This window comes from Agreia bicolorata, assembly GCF_000938265.1.
In the GTDB taxonomy this organism is placed as follows: Bacteria; Actinomycetota; Actinomycetes; order Actinomycetales; family Microbacteriaceae; genus Agreia; species Agreia bicolorata.
In genome coordinates, this window is record NZ_JYFC01000002.1 from 337508 (window position 1) to 356458 (window position 18951).

The window sequence follows — 18951 nt, forward strand, 5'->3', positions numbered from 1 at the left end:
CCCCACGGCAGATCCGGCGAGTAGAGCCGCTCGCTTCTATTCTGCGAGAGCGATAGTTTCGCTCTCTTCAGACAGGATCACCGATGGCCTCCGCCCGTTCTCTTCCCTACCCGCTCGGGTTCTCCACGATCGACGGGCGGTGGAACTTCGCCCTCTACTCGGAGACGGCCGACGCCGTGTTCGTGTGCGTTTTCGATGACAACGGCGACGAGAGTCGCATCGCCCTGTCCGAGCGCACCGGACACGTCTTCCATGGCTTCGTCGACGGCGTCGGCATCGGTACCCGATACGGCATTCGAGTCGACGGCGAATGGAACCCCGATGCCGGGCTGCGGCACAACGTGAACAAGCTGCTGCTCGACCCCCACGCCACTGCCATCGAGGGCGGCTACGACTGGGAGTCAGACAACCAGTCGTTCTTCGGTCACGACATGAACGAGCCGCAGACACGGAACGACACGGATTCGGCGCCGCACAGCCCACGCTGCGTCATCACCGATTCCGATTTCGACTGGGGGGACGACCGGGCTCCGCGCACCCCGCTCGCGGAGTCTGTCATCTACGAGACCCATGTGAAGGGCTTCACCAAGTTGCACCCCGAGGTGCCCGAGGAGATCCGCGGCACCTACGTGGGCCTGGCACATCCGGCCGCCTTGAAGCACCTCACCGATCTCGGCGTGACCGCCGTCGAGCTGATGCCCGTGCACCAGTTCGTGCAGGACAGCCACCTCATCGAGAAGGGCCTCCGCAACTACTGGGGCTACAACTCGATCGGGTTCTTCGCACCGCACAACGAGTATGTTTCGGATGCTGCGGGCCAGGCGGGCGGTCAGGTCACCGAGTTCAAGCAGATGGTCAAGGCGATTCACGCCGCCGGTCTCGAGGTGATCCTCGACGTGGTCTACAACCACACCGCGGAGGGCAATGACCTCGGCCCGACGCTGAGTTTCAAGGGCATCGACAACGCGTCGTACTACCGCTTGGTCGAGGGCGACGAGGTGCACTACTTCGACACGACCGGCACCGGCAACAGCCTGAATGTCTCGCATCCGGCGGCCCTGGGTCTGATCATGGACAGCCTGCGCTACTGGGTCACCGAGATGCACGTCGACGGCTTCCGCTTCGACCTTGCCACGACGCTCACCCGGCAGGGCGGCGATGCCGAGATCCACAGCGCCTTCCTCACCCTGATCGCGCAGGATCCGGTGCTGGCTCCCGTGAAGATGATCGCAGAGCCGTGGGATACGGCCGGCTACCAGGTCGGCGGCTTCCCCGCCGACTGGTCGGAGTGGAACGGCAAGTTCCGCGACGACGTGCGCGACTTCTGGAACGGTACCGACTCGGTGCTCGGCACTGTCTCGCAGCGCATCCTCGGGTCTCCCGACGTCTACGAGTCGTCGCGCCGCTCGCCCCTCTCGAGCGTCAACTTCGTCACCGCCCACGACGGATTCACCCTGCACGATCTCACCTCGTACAACGACAAGCACAACGCGGCGAACGGCGAGGACAACAATGACGGCGAGAGCGACAACAAGTCGTCGAACGGGGGAGCCGAGGGCACGACCGATGACGAATCGGTGAACGCCCGCCGCGACCGCAAGAGGCGCAACCTGTTGGCGACCCTCCTGCTCTCCGCGGGCGTTCCGATGCTGCTGGGTGGCGACGAGATGGGACGAACCCAGGGTGGCAACAACAACGCCTACTGCCAGGACGACGAGATCTCGTGGTTCGACTGGGCAGCAGCAGACACCGACCTGCTCTCCTTCACTCGGCAGCTCATCGCGTTGCGGCGGGAGAACCCGGCGCTGCGGCCTGCCTGGTTTCGACAGGCGCCAGAGATGCTGTCCGAGGTGCCGGACACGATCGCCGCCGACGCGGTGGAGATCGTGCGCAGCGACGGCGAGAGCTTCGACGACCACGACTGGGACAACCCGAACGCACGCACCGAGACACTCGTGTTCACCCACGAGGGCGCCGACTCCTTCGCGCTTCTGCTGAACGCCGCCGAGAACGGCGTCGAGTTCCAGGTGCCGTCGGCGCCGGGAGCGGAATGGGAGCTGGCCGTGTCGAGCGACCCCGGTCAGGTCGTCGAGGGGCCGGTCACGACACTGATCGCCTCCGGAGGATCGTTCACTCTTCTGCGCTCGCGGGCCTGACGCCCGAACTGCCCGAAGCTGATGCCTACCTGAAGCTGACCCCGTCGATCACGGCGGGGTCAGCCGGGGTGCCGTCGCTGGCGCCGCTTGTGGTGCCCGCGTCTGCGATGCCGGTGACCACGTCGAGCCCACTCGTGATGGTGCCGAGCACCGTGTAGCCGCCCGCGGCATCCGACGGGATCGTCGAGTCGTCGTAGACGATGAAGAACTGGCTGCCCATGCTGTCGCCGTCTCCGCCGATGCGGGCCATGGCGAGGGTGCCGGCCGGGTAGACATCGTCTTTCGGCGCGTTCTCGATGGGGCCGTAGGAATAGCCGGGGCCGCCCGTTCCGGTGCCCGTGGGGTCGCCGCACTGCAGCACGTAGATGCCCGCCGTCACCAGGCGGTGGCATGAGGTGCCGTCGAAGAATCCGTCGTCGCCGAGCGCGAGGAATGAAGAGACCGCCTGCGGAGCCGCCGCTCCGTCGAGCGTGACGCCGACATCCTGCCCGTTGATCGTGATGGTGCCCGTCCAGTCGCGGTTCTCGGCGAGCGATGGCGGCGGCAGTTCCCGTGCCTCGATCGTCGAAGGCGCCATGAGGCCGTTGTCGTTCCGCTGCACCTCCTCGGTCAAGGCGGTCACGCTCGCGGTGATGAAGATCACGATGGCTATCGTGCCCGCGACCAGCCCTGCATAGCCGATGGTCACACCGGCGATGGCGAGACCTCGCCCGCCTTCTCCCGTGCGCTTGATCTGACGGAGGGCGAGATGACCGGTGATGACGGCGACGAGCGAGAGCGCGAATGCCGAGATCAGCGAGACGATCGCCAGAGGATTCGTGCGAGTGCTACCTGGCCGGTACGGGTTGGTCATCGGGGCTCCTCGGTGATGGAACGGGCGTGGCTGCCGCGGCCAGTCTGCCAGAGCGCACGCCCATCAAGGGGAGGGTGATGTTGCAGAGCGGCCCGATCAGCAGGGCGAACGCGAGCGTGCCCAGCCCGACATTGCCGCCCAGCAGCCAGCCGATGAGCAGCACCGTGGCCTCTACCCCGAAGCGGCCGACCCAGATCGGCGATCCGAAGCGATTGTGGATGCCGGTCATCAGCCCGTCACGCGGGCCCGGTCCCATCTGGGCTCCGATGTAGATGCCGCTCGCAACCGCGAGCAGCACGAGTCCTGCGGAGAACATGCCGGCCTGTGCCCAGACATTCGGCATGGGCGGAAGGATCCAGAGGCTCAGCTCGATGAAGGGCCCGATGAGCAGTACGTTCAGCACGGTGCCGAGCCCGGGCCTCTGCCGCAGGGGAATCCACAGCAGAAGCACGAGTCCGCCGATGATGTTCGTGAGCAGACCGAAGCCAAGACCGGTCTGCGCCACGATGCCCTGCGCGAAGACGGTCCACGGGTCGACGCCGAGTGCGGCTCGGATCATCAGTGCATCGGCGAAGGCATACAGTGCGAGGCCGGAGATGAGGCGAACGAGGCGACGGGCGAACGAGAAGGTCATGAATGCATCCAATTGCAGAATTGGCTCTTGATCAAGAAGCCAATTTGGCTAAAGTGGTTGCATGTCTGACGCACTTCTCGGCACCCGCGCACTTCGTTCCCTTCTTGGCGACTGGAAAGACGGCGGCGGGCCGCTGTATCAGGCGCTGTTCGACCGCATCCGACTTCTCGTTCTCGACGGCCGCATACCGGCCGGCACGAGGCTCCCCGCCGAGCGCGAGCTGGCGCAGGCGCTCGAGGTGAGTCGCACCCTGGTCACCAGCGCGTATCGCGAGCTGCGCGAGGGCGGGTATACCACGAGTGTCAGAGGCTCGGGCAGCGTGACCCGCGTGCCCGGCCGGGCGAGCCTGGCCGTCGACGCCGGGGGAGCGTTCCTCGACTTCACCAAGGCCGTGATGCCCGCGTGCCCTGGTATCGCCCTCGCAACGCAGCAGTCGCTGGAGGATTTCGGCCGCTACCTGCAGGGCCCGGGCTACAACTTCGAGGGAATTCCTGAGCTGCGCGACGCCGTGGCGGAGCGGTATACGGCGCGCGGTCTGCCGACGACCAGCGATCAGATACTCGTCACCACGGGTGCGCAGGCCGCAATTGCCCTGCTGTCGAGGGTGCTGCTCAGTCGCGGCGACCGTGCCCTCGTCGAGCTGCCGAGCTATCCGCACGCGTATGAGGCTCTCGCCCTGGCGGGGGCGAGGCTCGTGCCGGTGAGCGTCACGCCAGGCGAAGGGTGGGACGAGTCGGCGCTCGAGCAGCTCATGCGTCGCACGACTCCCGCCGTGGGATACCTCATGCCCGACTTTCACAACCCCACGGGCGAGTCGATGTCTGCCGAGCTGCGCGAGCGCACCATCGACCAGGCGATGCGAGCGGGAACGACGTTGCTCATCGACGAGACCTCCGGCGAGCTCGACATCGACCGCGAGGGCAGCTTTCTGCCGTTTGCCTCATACGCGACACCGGGAGACGAACGCAGCGTGGTCACGATCGGTTCCGTCGGCAAGACCATCTGGGACGGCCTGCGTGTCGGCTGGATTCGCGCGGAACCCGGGCTCATCCGCACCCTCGCCGCGGCACGGCCCGCGAGTGACCTCGGCACGCCCGTTCTCGAACAGCTCATCGTCACGCGCATGCTCGCCGACATGCCGGCCATTCTCGAGGGTCGTCGCGAGCAGCTCCGAGCCGGGCGCGATCGACTGCAGCAACTCGTCGCCGGCAGTTTTCCGTCGTGGAGCGCGCCCCCGGTGGCCGGCGGCATCGCCAGTTGGGTGGGACTCGGATCGCCCGTGTCATCGCAGCTCGCGCTCGCCGCGCGCGCCGAGGGGCTTCTCATCACCGCCGGGCCGCGCTTCGGGCTCGACGGCGCCCTCGAACGGTTTCTGCGCATCCCGCTCGGCTACCCGACGGCGCAACTCGAACAGGGCATGGATGCGCTGGGCCGGGCCTGGCAGGCGATCATGCGCAATCCCGTGCCCGGGGCGCAGGCGTTCGGCGACGTCGCCTGAGCCCTCAATCCGGTAGCTGACTAGGCAAGTGGGGGATCGGGAACTTCGGTCGGTTCGTCGAGATCGGGGTAGTCGGACGTGCTGCTCGAGGCGACCGGACGAGGCGCCTGAAGGTGGCCCGTCTTCTCGCGGATCTTCTCCACGAGCTCAAGATCCACCGGGTCTTCGGTCGAGGTCTCGACCTCTTCGACGATGAACTGGCTGGCGGGGCCGAGCAGCAACTGCGTGTGAACCAGCACGCCGGCGTCGTTGATGCTGGGCACCTGAAGGGTGTCGCTGGATTCCTGTCGGGCGAGTTCGCTCGCGTATTCGAGGATGGCATCCGCCACTTGGTCACCGGTCACGACGGTGCCGCCGCTGTAGAGGATACGTTTCATGCTCTGATCCTTGCGGGGATCGTTGCGAGCCACAACACCTTGCGCTGCTGGGTTGTTCGCCGTAAGCGTGGCCTCGTGAATGCGGCGTGAACGAGGCCGGATGTCATAGTTGACACAGATCGCGAAACGGTCGCCGCACCGCTCGACAGAAGGTAGCCCTGTGCATTTTCTCGCCATTCTCAGCATGAAGAACCGTGCGTTGATCGCCCTCGTCACGATTGTGGCGGCCGTGTTCGGCGGCCTTGCGCTGACGAGTTTGAAGCAGGAGCTCATTCCGTCGATCGAGTTTCCGCAGCTCGCCGTGCTGACCAACTACCCCGGAGCATCGCCGGAGGTCGTCAACGACGACGTCTCCGTTCCGATCGAGACCGCCATCCAGGGCGTCGCCGGAATCGAGACCACCACGGCCACGTCGAGCACGAATCTCTCGATCATCAGCGCCACCTTCACATACGGCACCAACCTCGCGACCGCCGAGCAGAAGATCAACCAGGCGATCAACCGCATCAAGTCGACCCTGCCCGAAGACCTCGACCCTCAGGTGCTCTCGGGTGGCATCGATGACTTTCCTGTTGTGCAGATCGCCGTGACTCCGGCGGATGGAGTCACCGACACGAAAGCGCTTGCGGCCCTTCTTCGCGCCAACACCCTGCCCGACATCACCGACGTGGCCGGCGTGCGCGATGCCCAGCTGGTGGGCGACATCGGTCAGCGAGTGACGATCACGCCAAACTCCGAGGCGCTTGCCCGGGCGGGTCTGTCGACGCAGGCGATTCGGGATGCCGTCAAGAACAATGGACTGCTGATTCCCGCGGGCTCGCTCACCGAGAATGACAAGACACTCTCTGTGCAGGCCGGAACGAAGCTCACGAGCGTGGCCGACATCCAGGGTCTGCCTCTCGGGGGAGCGCTGAAGCCCGAGGGCGGTGCCTACACGATCGCCGACGTGGCGTCGGTCGCACTGACCGATAACCCGGTCACGTCGATCTCGCGCGTCGACGGCAAGCCCGCTCTCACCATCGCCATCACGAAGCTGCCGGCGGCGAACACCGTAGAGGTGTCGAACGCCGTTCAAGATCTGCTGCCGAAGCTCAAGACCGCTCTCGACGGTGCCACCTTCACGGTGGTGTTCGATCAGGCGCCCTACATTCAGCAGTCGATTCAGTCGCTCACCGAAGAAGGGCTGCTCGGTCTCTTCTTCGCGGTCGTCGTGATCCTCGTGTTCCTGCTGTCGATCCGGTCGACGCTCGTGACCGCGATCTCGATCCCCACCTCGTTGCTCATCACGTTCATCGGCCTGCAGACCGCGGGGTACTCGCTCAACATCCTCACCCTCGGCGCACTGACGATCGCCATCGGCCGGGTGGTCGACGACTCCATTGTGGTTATCGAGAACATCCGAAGGCATCTGGCCTCGCCCGATGGGGTCGCCCGCATGCAGGGCGGCACCGACCGGGCAGGGGCCGCGAGAGCCGCCATCATCGTCGAGGCCGTTCGAGAGGTGGCCGGCGCCATCACTGCATCGACGATCACGACGGTCGCCGTCTTCCTGCCGATCTCGTTCGTCGAGGGAACCACCGGCGAACTCTTCCGGCCGTTCGCGCTGACGGTCACCATCGCGTTGCTCGCCTCCCTCATCGTGGCGCTCACGATCGTGCCCGTGCTCGCATACTGGTTCCTCCGTTCGCGCAAGCCGAAGAGCCACGCGCACGACATCGCATCCGCCCCCACCGCGCCGGTCGACCCGGTCACCGGGCTCGAGTCGCGCCGTGCCCGAAGGCAGGAGCAGCTGGTCGTCGAGGAGGAGAAGCCGTCGGCGCTGCAGAAGCGTTATCTGCCTGTTCTTGAGGCGACTCTGAAGCGGCCGGTGATCACTCTCGTATCGGCGGCGCTCCTGCTGCTGCTCACTCTTGGGCTGACCCCGTTCATGAAGACGAACTTCTTGGGCTCGAGCGGCCAGAACACTCTGACGGTCACGCAGACGGTACCCGTCGGCACGAGCCTGGATGCGCAGAACACGGCCGCGCAGTCGGTCGAGAAGGCGCTGCTCGGCATCAAGGGCATCAAGGCGGTGCAGCTCAGCATCGGCTCGAGCGGCTCCGCACTGCGCGACGCCTTCGTGGGCGGTGGTGCAGGGGCGATCACCTACTCGATCACAACCGACGAGAGCGCAGATCAGGATGCGCTCGCCGATACCGTGCGCAAGACGCTGGAGAAGACCAGCGACGCCGGCGACATCCAGGTGGCAGCCTCGGCCGGTTTCGGAACGTCGAGCGATATCGCCATCGACGTGACCGCGACCAGCGCGGCCGACCTGCAGACGGCATCCGATGCCATTCTGGCCAAGGTCTCGAAGCTTGACGCGATCACGCAGAGCGAGAGCAACCTCAGCAACTCGAGGCCCTATATCGCCGTCACGGTCGACCGGGTCAAGGCGACGGAGGCCGGGCTCAGCGAGACTATCGTGGGCGGCATCGTGTCGCAGGCGATGCAGCCGCAGACCCTCGGCACGATTTTCATCGACGACACGAGCTACTCGATCTACATTCAGTCGCAGACTTCGCCGGCAACCGTCGCAGACCTCGCTGCGCTGCAGATTCCCACCGTTGCAGGCCCGGTTCGACTCGACTCGCTGGCGGCGGTCGCGACGGTCGATGGGCCGGCGTCGATCACGACGGTCAAGGGAGTTCGCACCGCCACGATCACGGCGACGCCGGCGAGCGACAATCTCGGTACGGCCAGCGCCGAGGTGCAGGCGGCTGTCAATGACACCAAGCTACCCGCCGGGGCGACAGCGTCTCTGGGCGGCGTGACCAGCGACCAGGGCGATGCCTTCAGCCAGCTCGGAATCGCACTGCTTGTGGCGATCCTGATCGTTTACGTGGTCATGGTGGCCACGTTCCGCAGCTTGCTGCAGCCGCTGCTGCTGCTCGTCTCGGTGCCCTTCGCGGCGACCGGCGCGATCATTCTGCAGCTCGTGTCGGGCATCCCGCTCGGTGTGCCCTCGATCATCGGCGTGCTGATGCTCATTGGAATCGTGGTGACGAACGCCATCGTTCTCATCGACCTCGTGAACCAGTATCGCGACAAGGGGCGCTCGGTGCGCGAGGCGCTGACCGAGGGGGCTAGTCGACGTCTCCGGCCCATTCTCATGACGGCACTCGCCACGATCTTTGCCCTGCTGCCCATGGCGGTCGGCCTCACCGGTCACGGCGGTTTCATCTCGCAGCCGCTCGCACTCGTTGTCATCGGCGGCCTCATCTCCTCGACCGTGCTGACGCTGCTTGTGCTTCCGGTGCTGTACTCGGTGGTCTATGGCGCGCTCGAGCGGCGTGCTGAGCGCCGTGTCGAGCGAGAAGAGGGTGACAAAAAGCCCGCCGACGTGTAACGTTTACAGGTCGGCTCTAGACACCGCGATTTCGTCGCGGAAGGGTTTGTAAGTCTGGTGGGCCGGTTTTCCTTTGTCAGTGTATGGACGCACTGGCCAGCGGTCATTCGTGATGTATACGAATATCCCCGTTGATCACAAGGAATTGTCAACGTATGACACGGCCCCGGACTGAAGATATTCCGGGTTCTAGCGAAGTTACAACCAATTCCGGTTGTCGTTTTGCCATGCAATCTAATAAAACCCGGAAAGTACCATGCCTAAATCCAATAAATCCGGCGGCTTCAAGCCCGCTAAGAACTACGTGCCGAACGGCTCGAAGTCGGGCAGCAAGTCGCCCGGTCACCGCGGCTACCAGGCCGCTCCCGCATCCGGCGCCCCGAAGAAGGCCCGCTGGAACGCCGACGAGCGCGCCGCGCGCTCCTCCGAGCGTCCCGCCTACAGCAACGAGCGCCCGTCTTATGGCGATCGTCCACAGCGTTCTGAGCGTCCCTCTTATGGTGACCGTCCTGCACGCACCGAGCGTCCGTCGTACGGTGACCGTCCGCAGCGCAGCAACGACCGTCCTTCGTATGGTGATCGTTCGGCTCGCACGGAGCGCCCCGCCTACGGTGATCGGCCGCAGCGTTCCGAGCGCCCCTCCTACGGCGACCGCACCGAACGCCCGTCTTATGGTGACCGTCCGCAGCGTTCAGAGCGTCCCTCTTATGGTGACCGTCCTGCACGCACCGAGCGCCCTTCGTACGGTGACCGTCCGCAGCGCAGCAACGACCGTCCTTCGTATGGAGATCGTTCGGCGCGCACGGAGCGTCCGTCGTACAGTGACCGCCCGGCACGCACCGAGCGCCCTTCGTACGGTGACCGTCCGCAGCGTTCCGAGCGCCCTTCCTATGGAGACCGCACCGAGCGCCCGTCGTATGGCGATCGTCCCCAGCGCAGCAACGACCGTCCGTCGTACGGTGATCGTCCGGCACGCACGGAGCGTCCTTCCTACGGTGATCGCCCCGCGCGCACGGAGCGCCCCTCCTACGGTGACCGCCCGCAGCGCAGCAACGACCGCGGCTCGGACTTCTACCCGAAGCGCGACGACCGCCCCTCCGCCGGACACGCGCCGGTAGACGACGTTGTGCTCGAGCGCCTCGAGGCTCAGGCCACGACGGCTATCGAGGTCGAGGGCGTTTCGTTCAAGGACCTCGGTCTTGGCGACAACATCGAGCGCCAGCTGCAGTCGATGGGAGCCCTCAGCCCGTTCCCGATCCAGGCTGCCACCATTCCCGACGTGCTCGCCGGAAAAGACGTGCTCGGACGCGGCAAGACCGGATCAGGCAAGACCATCGCCTTCGGCGCCCCGGTCGTCGAGCGTCTTATGGAGAACGGCGGAGCAAAGGGCCGCAAGCCCGGTCGTCTTCCCCGCGCCCTCATTCTCGCCCCGACCCGCGAACTCGCCATGCAGATCGACCGCACGGTGCAGCCCATCGCTCGCGCCGTCGGCCTGAACACCACCACGGTGTTCGGCGGCGTGCCGCAGTTCAAGCAGGTCTCCGCGCTCCAGCGTGGAACCGACATCATCATCGCGACCCCTGGCCGCCTTGAAGACCTCGTGGAGCAGGGTCGCCTCGACCTCTCCAAGGTCACCATCACGGTGCTCGACGAGGCCGACCACATGTGCGACCTGGGCTTCCTCGAGCCGGTGCAGCGCATCCTGCGTCTGGTCGCCGACGGCGGACAGCGTCTGCTGTTCTCGGCAACGCTCGACAAGGGCGTGGCCCAGCTGGTCAACGAGTTCCTCGTGAACCCGTCGGTGCACGAGGTCGCCGGTGAAGACCAGGCCTCCTCCACGATCGACCACCGTGTGCTGCTGATCGAGCAGCGCGACAAGCGCGAGATCATCCAGCAGCTTGCCTCGGGCCCCGGCAAGACCCTGGTCTTCGCCCGCACCCGCGCCTTCGCCGAAGAGCTGGCCGACCAGCTCGACGACGCCGGCATCCCGGCAACCAGCCTGCACGGAGACCTCAACCAGTCGCGCCGCACGCGCAACCTGCAGCTGCTCACCAGCGGCCGGGTCAACGTGCTGGTCGCGACCGATGTCGCCGCCCGCGGCATTCACGTCGACGACATCAACCTGGTCATCCAGGCCGATGCGCCCGACGAGTACAAGACCTACCTGCACCGTTCCGGCCGCACCGGCCGCGCGGGCAAGAAGGGCATGGTCATCACGCTCATCAACCGCTCACGCCAGCGTCGTATGGACGAGCTGCTCGGCCGCGCCGAGATTCGCGCGAACACCGTGAACGCCCGCCCGGGTGACCAGCTGCTCGACGACCTGCGCAGCGTGTAGTCACACCTGCACTTCCTGCCACAGCGGCAACGCGAAGCGCCCCCATCCGTTCTGGATGGGGGCGCTTCGTCGTTCTCGCGGAGGTTGTTCGGCCTATTCGCTTGGCGCAAATCGACCCACTATCGCGAAATTGGGTCGATTCTCGTCAAATGGATGATGTCGAGGGGCGCGGATGTTGCGAAGGGGCTCAGCGGGCGTCGAGGGGGATGAGTGGCTTATCGGCTCGCACCTTCATCTGCTGCACAGCCCAGCTGTTTTCGTCGGGGTCGTCGAAGAAGAAGAATGTGCCTCCATCGCGCTCGGAGTCGAAGATGCTGAGCTCGCTTACCTCGACACCCCGCGACAGAAGCTGCTCTCGTGCGGCCGTGGCGTCGGAGACCACGAGCTGCAGTCCCTTCATCGAGCCGGGCTGCATCTGCGACATGCCCAGAACGATCGAGCATCCCGACCCTGGCGGGGTGAGCTGCACCACGCGCATCTGCTCTGTCTGCACGTCATGATCGAGTGCGAAGCCGAGCTGATCGCGGTAGAACGCGATCGAGCGGTCGATGTCGGCAACGGGAAGAACGATGACTTCGAGGGTCCAGTCCATGGTGGCTACTCACTCACTTTCGGTTGATACGTCGGCTGACGCGTCGGTGGGCGCGTCAGTAGGTGTGTCGGCGAGGGCGCTTGCCTCGTCTTCGCCCCGGAACTGAGTCATGTACAGCGTGTAATACGCGCCCTGCGCGGCGAGGAGCTCATCGTGACTGCCCTGTTCGACGATGCGACCGCTCTGCATGACCAGAATCGTGTCGGCGTCGCGGATGGTCGAGAGACGGTGCGCGATCACGAACGAGGTGCGGTCGGTGCGCAGTGCGGCCATGGCGTGCTGCACGAGAAGCTCGGTGCGAGTATCGACCGACGAGGTGGCCTCGTCGAGAATGAGCAGCGACGGATTGGCGATGAACGCGCGGGCGATCGTGATGAGCTGTCGCTCGCCGGCCGATACGCTGCCGCCGTCGGCATCGAGAACGGTGTCATAGCCGAGGGGCAACTGCCGCACAAAACGGTCGACCATGGTGGCCTTGGCTGCCTCGACCACCTCGTCGTCGGTGGCGTCGAGACGCCCGTAACGGATGTTCTCGCGGATTGTTCCCTCGAACAGCCACGCGTCTTGAAGCACCATTCCCACCCGAGATCGCAGAGTGCCACGAGAGAGCTGGGTAATGTCGACGCCGTCGAGCAGGATGCGCCCGCCCGTCAGCTCGTAGAAGCGCATCACCAGATTGACCAGAGTTGTCTTGCCCGCTCCGGTCGGACCGACGATCGCAACCGTGTGCCCCGGCTTCGCTTCGAGAGATAGCGACTCGATGAGCGGGTTCTCGGGGTCGTAGCTGAATGACACGTCGTCGAATCGAACGTGGCCGTCGGTGCGAGCGGGCAGTTCTGCGGAGACCTCGTCGGGCTGCTGCTCGTCGGCGTCGAGCAGCTCGAAGGTGCGCTCGGCCGATGCGACACCCGACTGCAGCATGTTGGCCATGCCGGCGATCTGCCCCAGCGGCTGCGAGAACTCGCGCGAGTACTGGATGAACGCGGTCGCGTCACCGAGGGTCATCTGCCCGGATGCGACGCGCAGCCCTCCGACCACGGCGATGAGAACATACGACAGATACGAGACGAAGGTCATGGCGGGCATGATCATTCCCGACACGAACTGCGCGCCGAACGACGCGTTGTAGAGCTTCTCGTTGCGCTCGTCGAACTCCGCGACCATCTCTTTGTCGCGGCCGAACACGCGCACCAACTCGAGACCGGAGAACGACTCCTCGATGTGCCCGTTCAGCGAGCCGGTGTTCTTCCACTGGGCGGCGAAGAGCTTCTGTGAGCGCGCGCCGATGACGCCTGCGATCACGGCTGACAGCGGCAGGGCGATCAATGCGATCAGCGCGAGCTGCCACGAAACAATGAACATAACGACGACGATGCCGATGACGGTGAGCGCCGATTGCACGAGTTGCGAGAATGCCTGCTGCAATGCGGCCTGGATGTTGTCGACGTCGTTCGTGACCCGCGACATGGTGTCGCCGCGCTGCCGGGAGTCGAAGTAGCTCAGTGGAAGCTTGTTGAGCTTCACCTCGATGTCTTGGCGCAGTCGGAAGACCACGCGCATGACCAGTCCGTTGAGCACGTAGCCCTGGGCCCAGTTGAGTGCCGAGGCGACGATGTACATCAGCAGAACGATGATGATCAAGCGCCCCAAGACGACGAAATCGATACCCTGACCCGGAACGATGGTGGACTTTTCGAGCAGATCTGCGAAGTCGTTGTTGCCCGATGCTCTGGTCTCGGCGACGATCTGAGCGAGCGGAACGCCGGCAGGCAGCTGGGAGCCGATGACGCCGTTGAAGATGGTGTCGACCGCTTGGCCGAGGATCTTCGGTGCAATGACGGTGAGTACGACGGAGATGACCACGAGCGCGACGACGATGCTCATCTTGACCCGCTCGGGCCCGAGCAGGCCCATGAGCCGCTTGGCCGACGGCCAGAACTGCTGAGCCTTCTTCGCTGGCGCGCCGCCGAACATGTCGCCGTCGGCCTCTGTGGGAAGGTATTCGACTTCGAGCTCGTCGATGACGGTGGGTGTCTCGTCGGTAGATGAGCTCTTCTTCGTGTTGCGGGCCATCAGGCCACCCCCTCGATGCTCATCTGCGATCCGACGATTTCGCGGTATGTCTCGCTCTCATCGAGCAGTTCGTCGTGTGTGCCCCGTGCGACGATCACGCCGTCGTTGACGACGAGGATCTGGTCTGCCGATCTGATGGTCGAGATGCGCTGGGCGACAATGATCACGGTCGCGCCCCGCGTGGCGTCGAACAAGGCCTCCCGCAGTCGCGCATCCGTTGCCACGTCGAGCGCCGAGAACGAGTCGTCGAACAGATACACCTGCGGGTCGGCCACCAACGCCCTGGCGATGCAGAGGCGCTGCCGCTGGCCACCGGACACATTCGTGCCGCCCTGCGATATGGGCTCGTCGAGCCCCTTTTCTTTGGCCTTCACGAAGTCTTCGCCCTGCGCCACCCGCAGGGCCCGCCACAGCTCGTCGTCGCTGGCATCGGGCCGACCGAATCGCAGATTGGATGCGATGGTTCCCGAGAACAGATATGGCTTCTGCGGCACCAGCCCGACGAGATGGGCGATCTGGCGACGGTCGAGGTCGGCGACGGGAACGCCGTCGATTGTGATGCTGCCGCCCTGTGCGTCGTACAGACGCGGAATCAGGTTGAGCATGGTGGTCTTGCCTGCTCCTGTCGATCCGACGATCGCCGTGGTCTTGCCCGGCTCGGCCACGAACGAGACGCGGTCGAGAACAGGGCGCTCGGCGCCCGGGTAGCCGAACGTGACATCGGCGAACTCCACGCGCCCGGCTGCGGGAACTCGCGGTGCAGGCTGTGCCGGCACGGCCATGCTCGGATCGGTGGAGAGCACCTCGGTGATGCGCTCGGCGCACACCACAGCCCTGGGGATCATCATGACCATGAAGACCCCCATCATGACGGCGGTGAGAATCTGCAGCAGGTACTGCAGAAACGCGGTGAGCGAGCCCACTTGAATCTCGCCGGCGTCAACCCTCTGCCCGCCGAACCACAGCACGGCGGCGGTGGCGAGGTGCAGGATCATCATGATGACGGGGAACATCAGCACGAAGATGTTGCCGACCTTGATCGAGACGACGGTGATGGCCTCGTTGGCGCGCTGGTAGCGCTCGGATTCGAAGGGCTCGCGCACGAAGGCCCGTACTACCCGGATGCCCATGATCTGCTCGCGCAGCACGCTGTTGATGCCGTCGATGCGGTCTTGCATGAGGCGGAACAGGGGGAGCAGGAGGAAGACGAGGAACCCGACGATGATGAACAGCAGCGGCACCGAGACCCAGACGAGCCACGAGAGGCCCGCATCTTCACGCACGGCGAAAACGATGCCTCCGATGCACATGATGGGCGTCGAGACCATGAAGTTGAGCATCATCAGAACCAGCATCTGCACCTGCTGCACGTCATTGGTGCCGCGGGTGATGAGCGTCGCCGTGCCGAACTTCGCCACGTCGATGGCGCCGAGGGAGTCGACCTTGCGGTAGATCTCACGCCGAAGGTCGCGGCCGACGGCCATGGCCGTGCGAGCACCGAAATAGATGCCCGCTATGGCCGTGACCACCTGAACCAGACAGGCGATGATCATGGTCATGCCCGTCGACCAGATGAAGTCGGTATCGCCGGTCGAGACGCCCTTATCGATGATCTGAGCGTTGAGGCTGGGCAGATAGAGGGCCGCGAGCGTGGAGATGAATTGAAAGACGATGACCGCCACGACCCAGCCCGTGTAGGGCTTGAGGTGGCGGAGGATGAGGCGGATGAGTTCCACGGTTGTTCCTCACGATGACGGAAAGGCCTGGGCGCGATGTGCAAGCTGACTCTATGTGCCGCCACCGACGCTCGGTGATGACGTTATTCCTCTTTGGAATACTTCGCAATGACCGAGGTCTACGGCTTCTTGCCACCGAAGTCATCGCGGAAGAAGATGTCTCCGGAGGTCGATACGTGCACGGTTGCGTCGCGCAGCAGCAAATCCTTGAGCTCGTCGACGGTCTTGCCGTTGCGTTGTGCGACGTACTCGATCTTGTCACCGAGCGCGTCGATGGCTTCCTGACCGCTCATCGGACTGGGAAGAACTGTTGTCGAAAAGGGAGTCGGCGTGTTCACGGTGCCTTCATTCTCTGAGCTGTCGGAATCCGATGGAGCGGTCGAAGGTGTGGAAGAAGGCGTCATCGTGAGGTCAGGTGTGGGTGATATCTCTCCCTGGCCTCTGAATGCGAACACTCCAACAACGATGAGTGCCGCCACCGCCACGGCGATAACAATGAGCAGGGATCTTGTTCTTGCGCCTGAATCTTTAGTGTTTTCTGGCATTACGCCCCACAATCTCTTCGACGATCAAACGTCTAGATACAAATACAGTACGTGGAGTCTGTGAACTCCGTCTTTGGCATTCAGTGCAACCGGTGCAGACAAGGCGAGACGGGGCGGGATTCGTTTGTGCGAATCCCGCCCCGTCTCGGTTCAAGCCATGGCTATGGCCTCACCATGATTGTCAGCTCTGCTGCGCGAATGCGCGACGGCGACTGATCGCGAACGATGTCGTCACGACGCCGCCCAGGAGCAGTCCGGCAGCCAGGAGAACGAAAGGCGACCCGAAGAGGTCGTTGCCGGTCGCTGCGAGGGTGCCGCCGACGTTGGCCGGGTCGGTTCCGTTGCCAGTCGTCACCGTCAGATCGATCGAGAAGGAGACGGGAGCCGTGAGGCCGGAGGTCACCCCGTTGATCGTCTGAACAGCGGTGATCGTGTACGCGCCGGTCGGCAACGGCGTGGCCAGGACGAGCTCCCACGCGCCGTTGCCATCTACCTGTGCTTGGCCGGTGGTGACGTTGCCGCTCGCGTCAGTGACGGTGACGGTGACGGTCGCCCCCGCAATGCCGGTACCCGAAATCGACGGTGTGGCGCTGCCGGTCGTCGTTCCGTTGGCCGGGTTTGTGATCACTGGAGCGCTGACCGGAGCGGTAACCGTGACCGAGTCGGTTCCGGGAACGGCGAGGTTGGCGAACCCCTGTGAGGCGACGATCTCGGTGTTGCCGAAGGCATTGGCGGTGACAGACGAGGCCCACTTGCCGTCGGCGTCAGCCACGGTGGTCACGTTGCTTCCACCGGCGGCGAGTGTGACAGTCACGTTCGGGGTAGCCGTGCCGGTGACGTCGACCGTCGAGCCTCCGACGACCTTGGCGCCCTCGACCGGCGTCTCGATGACGAGCTCCTCGGCGACGAACTGCACAGCCGTGCCTGACAGGGTGTAGTTGCCGAGGCTGCCGTAGTCGGTGTATCCATTCGAGTTGTCCGGAGTGGCCGTGGTCGGGTCGCCCGCGCCGACGCCGTCAACCGTGAGGTAGTAAGCGCCAGTCTCGACGGTCGTTGTGATCGTCGCGCCCAGTCCTGCAGCGGTGTCAGCGGAGACTCGCGTCGTCGCCGGCGAGCTCTCAGCAATCACGTTGCCCTGTGAATCGGTGAGCGTCAGCTTCGAATCGAGGTTCGGAGCGATGTCTGCCACGTCGACCGTTGCGGTGAAAGGGCCAGCCGCGGCGATCACGCCGTACACGTCGACATCATCGGGGGTGCCGATGACACTCTCGGTGGAGAAGGTGCCGTCGTTCTCGAGCGTCGTCGACTCTGCTGCGCTGTCGCCGACCTCATCGGTCGCGTAGTCGGCTCGGTCGGTGTAGGAGAAGTTGAGCGTCAGCGGCGTGAGGTCACCCTCGCATGTGTCGTTGTTGGGCACAAAGAACTGATCTCCGGGCTGCGGGTTATTCGCGTTTGCGTCGCCCGCGACGCAGACAGGACCTTCGTAGGGCTGGCCGTCCGGTGTCGTCGCGTTCACGAATATGGCGCTGGCCGACGATCGATCAGTGATGACATCCAAGTCGGGTTCGGTGTTAGTGGCACCCGCGTACCCGCCGTTGGACCACTGGCTGAGCGGAACGTCGAAGGATGCGCCCATCGTGGGAGCCCATAGGCCCTCAGTCGGGTAGTAGTACTCACCCGTGGTCGATCCGTCGATGCCGTCGTGCAGAAGGCCGAAGTTGTGACCCGACTCGTGCGATGCGGTGTTGCCCACGTTCTTCGTGGTCGCCGCCGCGCCTCCCAGGCCCTCTGTAAAGACGAACGCGCCAGACAGGAAGTCGGAGCCGGTTCCACCGCCCCAGGCGATACCTGAGCTGTCGGCTGCATCGGGCAGCACCTCGGTGTAGGAGTCCGTGATGATGACATGCGAGCCGTAGACATTGTCATCTGCTGACGACTTGACCAGTGCGTCGGTGCCCGGATTCGCGGTGGTGACGTTGACGTTGAAGGGAGCGTAGTCCTCGGCAACCACGGCCCAGACGGCGTCGCGGAAGGCGGTATCAGCGCCGGCAGCAGCCGCCGAGAAGGTCAGCGATTCTGAATTCGCCTGAATGTTCCATTGCGTGCCTTCGAGAACCTCACCGTCGAAGTCGAGGTAGATGGTTACCGGGGCGCCTGGACGTGATCCGCCGGTTGCGGAGCCGGGAATGGGGGCTGCCAGCAACTCTGATGCTTGCCTATCCATGTTCAGTGTGTCCGAGGAGCCGCTCGTCGTGGCGTCGTCGATGTGGAGAATGAACCCGTTGTCTGAGACCTTGATGGCACCGGACTGCTCCAGGCTGCGCACCTCGTCGGCCGTGAGGCCCGAGTACTCCGCGGCAAGCTCATACTTATCGGCTCCCGCGTTGAGCGGTGCCGGTGCGGTGGAGGTCGCTACGGCAGGCGCCGCAACATCTGCGGTCTCCGCCGAAGCGGACGGGACGGCGCCGGCGAGAGCCAGCGAAAGTCCGAGGGTGGCCGTACCGATCGTTGCGGTGCGTCTTAGTGAAGGCGTCATCGTATCTCTCTGTGTATGTCTGCAAGGGAGGTTGAATGCAGGGGATCGCAAGAGCGTGCTCGAAATGCGAACGCTCTGCGCTTTTGCCCTGCGCCCCGTCCCAACCTAACTGTGAAAAACCTGGAGGCCAAGCCCCAACTCAGCTTAATCTCAGTATTTTCCTGTTCTGTTACGGCGTGTCACGTTTGGCTTTGGGGTAAATTACTTTGCTTTTTGCGCGTTCTG

Annotated in this window: 12 protein-coding genes; 4 read left to right on the plus strand and 8 right to left on the minus strand. The window is 64.6% G+C overall.

Annotation, left to right across the window (positions count from 1 at the left end):
* Window positions 1–83 precede the first annotated feature (83 nt).
* Window positions 84–2156, plus strand: coding sequence for a glycogen debranching protein GlgX (glgX, locus tag TZ00_RS05085; protein ID WP_044439775.1), 2073 nt, complete (start codon window positions 84–86; stop codon window positions 2154–2156).
* A gap of 25 nt (window positions 2157–2181) precedes the next feature.
* Here glgX and TZ00_RS05090 read toward each other — a convergent pair whose 3' ends face one another.
* Window positions 2182–3009, minus strand: a complete 828-nt coding sequence (locus TZ00_RS05090) for a peptidylprolyl isomerase (protein WP_174436061.1) — start codon at window positions 3007–3009, stop codon at window positions 2182–2184.
* A complete protein-coding gene (gene yczE / locus TZ00_RS05095; protein WP_044439776.1) occupies window positions 2984–3643 on the minus strand; it encodes a membrane protein YczE in 660 nt (219 codons plus the stop codon). Before yczE ends, TZ00_RS05090 begins: the two co-directional genes overlap by 26 nt.
* A gap of 61 nt (window positions 3644–3704) precedes the next feature.
* Between yczE and yczR the strand changes: the two genes are divergently transcribed.
* The gene (yczR, locus tag TZ00_RS05100) at window positions 3705–5141 is read left to right on the plus strand and encodes a MocR-like transcription factor YczR (RefSeq protein WP_044439778.1); all 1437 of its coding nucleotides are present in this window, start codon (window positions 3705–3707) and stop codon (window positions 5139–5141) included.
* A gap of 20 nt (window positions 5142–5161) precedes the next feature.
* Here the strand turns inward: yczR and TZ00_RS05105 are convergent, their stop codons facing one another.
* A complete protein-coding gene (locus TZ00_RS05105; protein ID WP_078713753.1) occupies window positions 5162–5518 on the minus strand; it encodes a hypothetical protein in 357 nt (118 codons plus the stop codon).
* 160 nt (window positions 5519–5678) lie between these two features.
* Here TZ00_RS05105 and TZ00_RS05110 point away from each other — a divergent pair, with 160 nt between their 5' ends.
* Window positions 5679–8906, plus strand: a complete 3228-nt coding sequence (locus tag TZ00_RS05110; protein ID WP_052521303.1) for an efflux RND transporter permease subunit — start codon at window positions 5679–5681, stop codon at window positions 8904–8906.
* Between the two features lie 256 nt (window positions 8907–9162).
* Window positions 9163–11244, plus strand: coding sequence for a DEAD/DEAH box helicase (locus TZ00_RS05115; RefSeq protein ID WP_044439780.1), 2082 nt, complete (start codon window positions 9163–9165; stop codon window positions 11242–11244).
* A gap of 187 nt (window positions 11245–11431) precedes the next feature.
* Here TZ00_RS05115 and TZ00_RS05120 read toward each other — a convergent pair whose 3' ends face one another.
* The 5 genes from TZ00_RS05120 to TZ00_RS05135 form a co-directional block, all read right to left on the minus strand.
* Window positions 11432–11836 carry a VOC family protein gene (locus TZ00_RS05120; RefSeq protein WP_044439781.1) on the minus strand — a complete coding sequence of 135 codons (405 nt, stop codon included), beginning with the start codon at window positions 11834–11836 and terminating at the stop codon, window positions 11432–11434.
* A gap of 9 nt (window positions 11837–11845) precedes the next feature.
* Window positions 11846–13909 carry an ABC transporter ATP-binding protein gene (locus tag TZ00_RS05125; RefSeq protein ID WP_044439783.1) on the minus strand — a complete coding sequence of 688 codons (2064 nt, stop codon included), beginning with the start codon at window positions 13907–13909 and terminating at the stop codon, window positions 11846–11848.
* Window positions 13909–15645, minus strand: a complete 1737-nt coding sequence (locus TZ00_RS05130; RefSeq protein WP_044439784.1) for an ABC transporter ATP-binding protein — start codon at window positions 15643–15645, stop codon at window positions 13909–13911. The genes TZ00_RS05125 and TZ00_RS05130 overlap by 1 nt, the downstream gene beginning before the upstream one ends.
* A 119-nt stretch (window positions 15646–15764) precedes the next feature.
* The gene (locus tag TZ00_RS19605; protein ID WP_139368622.1) at window positions 15765–16190 is read right to left on the minus strand and encodes a hypothetical protein; all 426 of its coding nucleotides are present in this window, start codon (window positions 16188–16190) and stop codon (window positions 15765–15767) included.
* Window positions 16191–16371: 181 nt separating this feature from the next.
* On the minus strand, window positions 16372–18726 hold the full coding sequence (locus tag TZ00_RS05135; RefSeq protein ID WP_044439785.1) for an Ig-like domain-containing protein: 2355 nt from the start codon (window positions 18724–18726) through the stop codon (window positions 16372–16374).
* Window positions 18727–18951: the final 225 nt, after the last annotated feature.

Coding starts and splice junctions, on each gene's coding strand:
- glgX (WP_044439775.1), top strand. CDS start 84: ATGGCCTCCGCCCGTTCTCTTCCCTACCCGCTCGGGTTCTCCACGATC.
- TZ00_RS05090 (WP_174436061.1), bottom strand. CDS start 3,009: ATGACCAACCCGTACCGGCCAGGTAGCACTCGCACGAATCCTCTGGCG.
- yczE (WP_044439776.1), bottom strand. CDS start 3,643: ATGACCTTCTCGTTCGCCCGTCGCCTCGTTCGCCTCATCTCCGGCCTC.
- yczR (WP_044439778.1), top strand. CDS start 3,705: ATGTCTGACGCACTTCTCGGCACCCGCGCACTTCGTTCCCTTCTTGGC.
- TZ00_RS05105 (WP_078713753.1), bottom strand. CDS start 5,518: ATGAAACGTATCCTCTACAGCGGCGGCACCGTCGTGACCGGTGACCAA.
- TZ00_RS05115 (WP_044439780.1), top strand. CDS start 9,163: ATGCCTAAATCCAATAAATCCGGCGGCTTCAAGCCCGCTAAGAACTAC.
- TZ00_RS05120 (WP_044439781.1), bottom strand. CDS start 11,836: ATGGACTGGACCCTCGAAGTCATCGTTCTTCCCGTTGCCGACATCGAC.
- TZ00_RS05125 (WP_044439783.1), bottom strand. CDS start 13,909: ATGGCCCGCAACACGAAGAAGAGCTCATCTACCGACGAGACACCCACC.
- TZ00_RS19605 (WP_139368622.1), bottom strand. CDS start 16,190: ATGCCAGAAAACACTAAAGATTCAGGCGCAAGAACAAGATCCCTGCTC.
- TZ00_RS05135 (WP_044439785.1), bottom strand. CDS start 18,726: ATGACGCCTTCACTAAGACGCACCGCAACGATCGGTACGGCCACCCTC.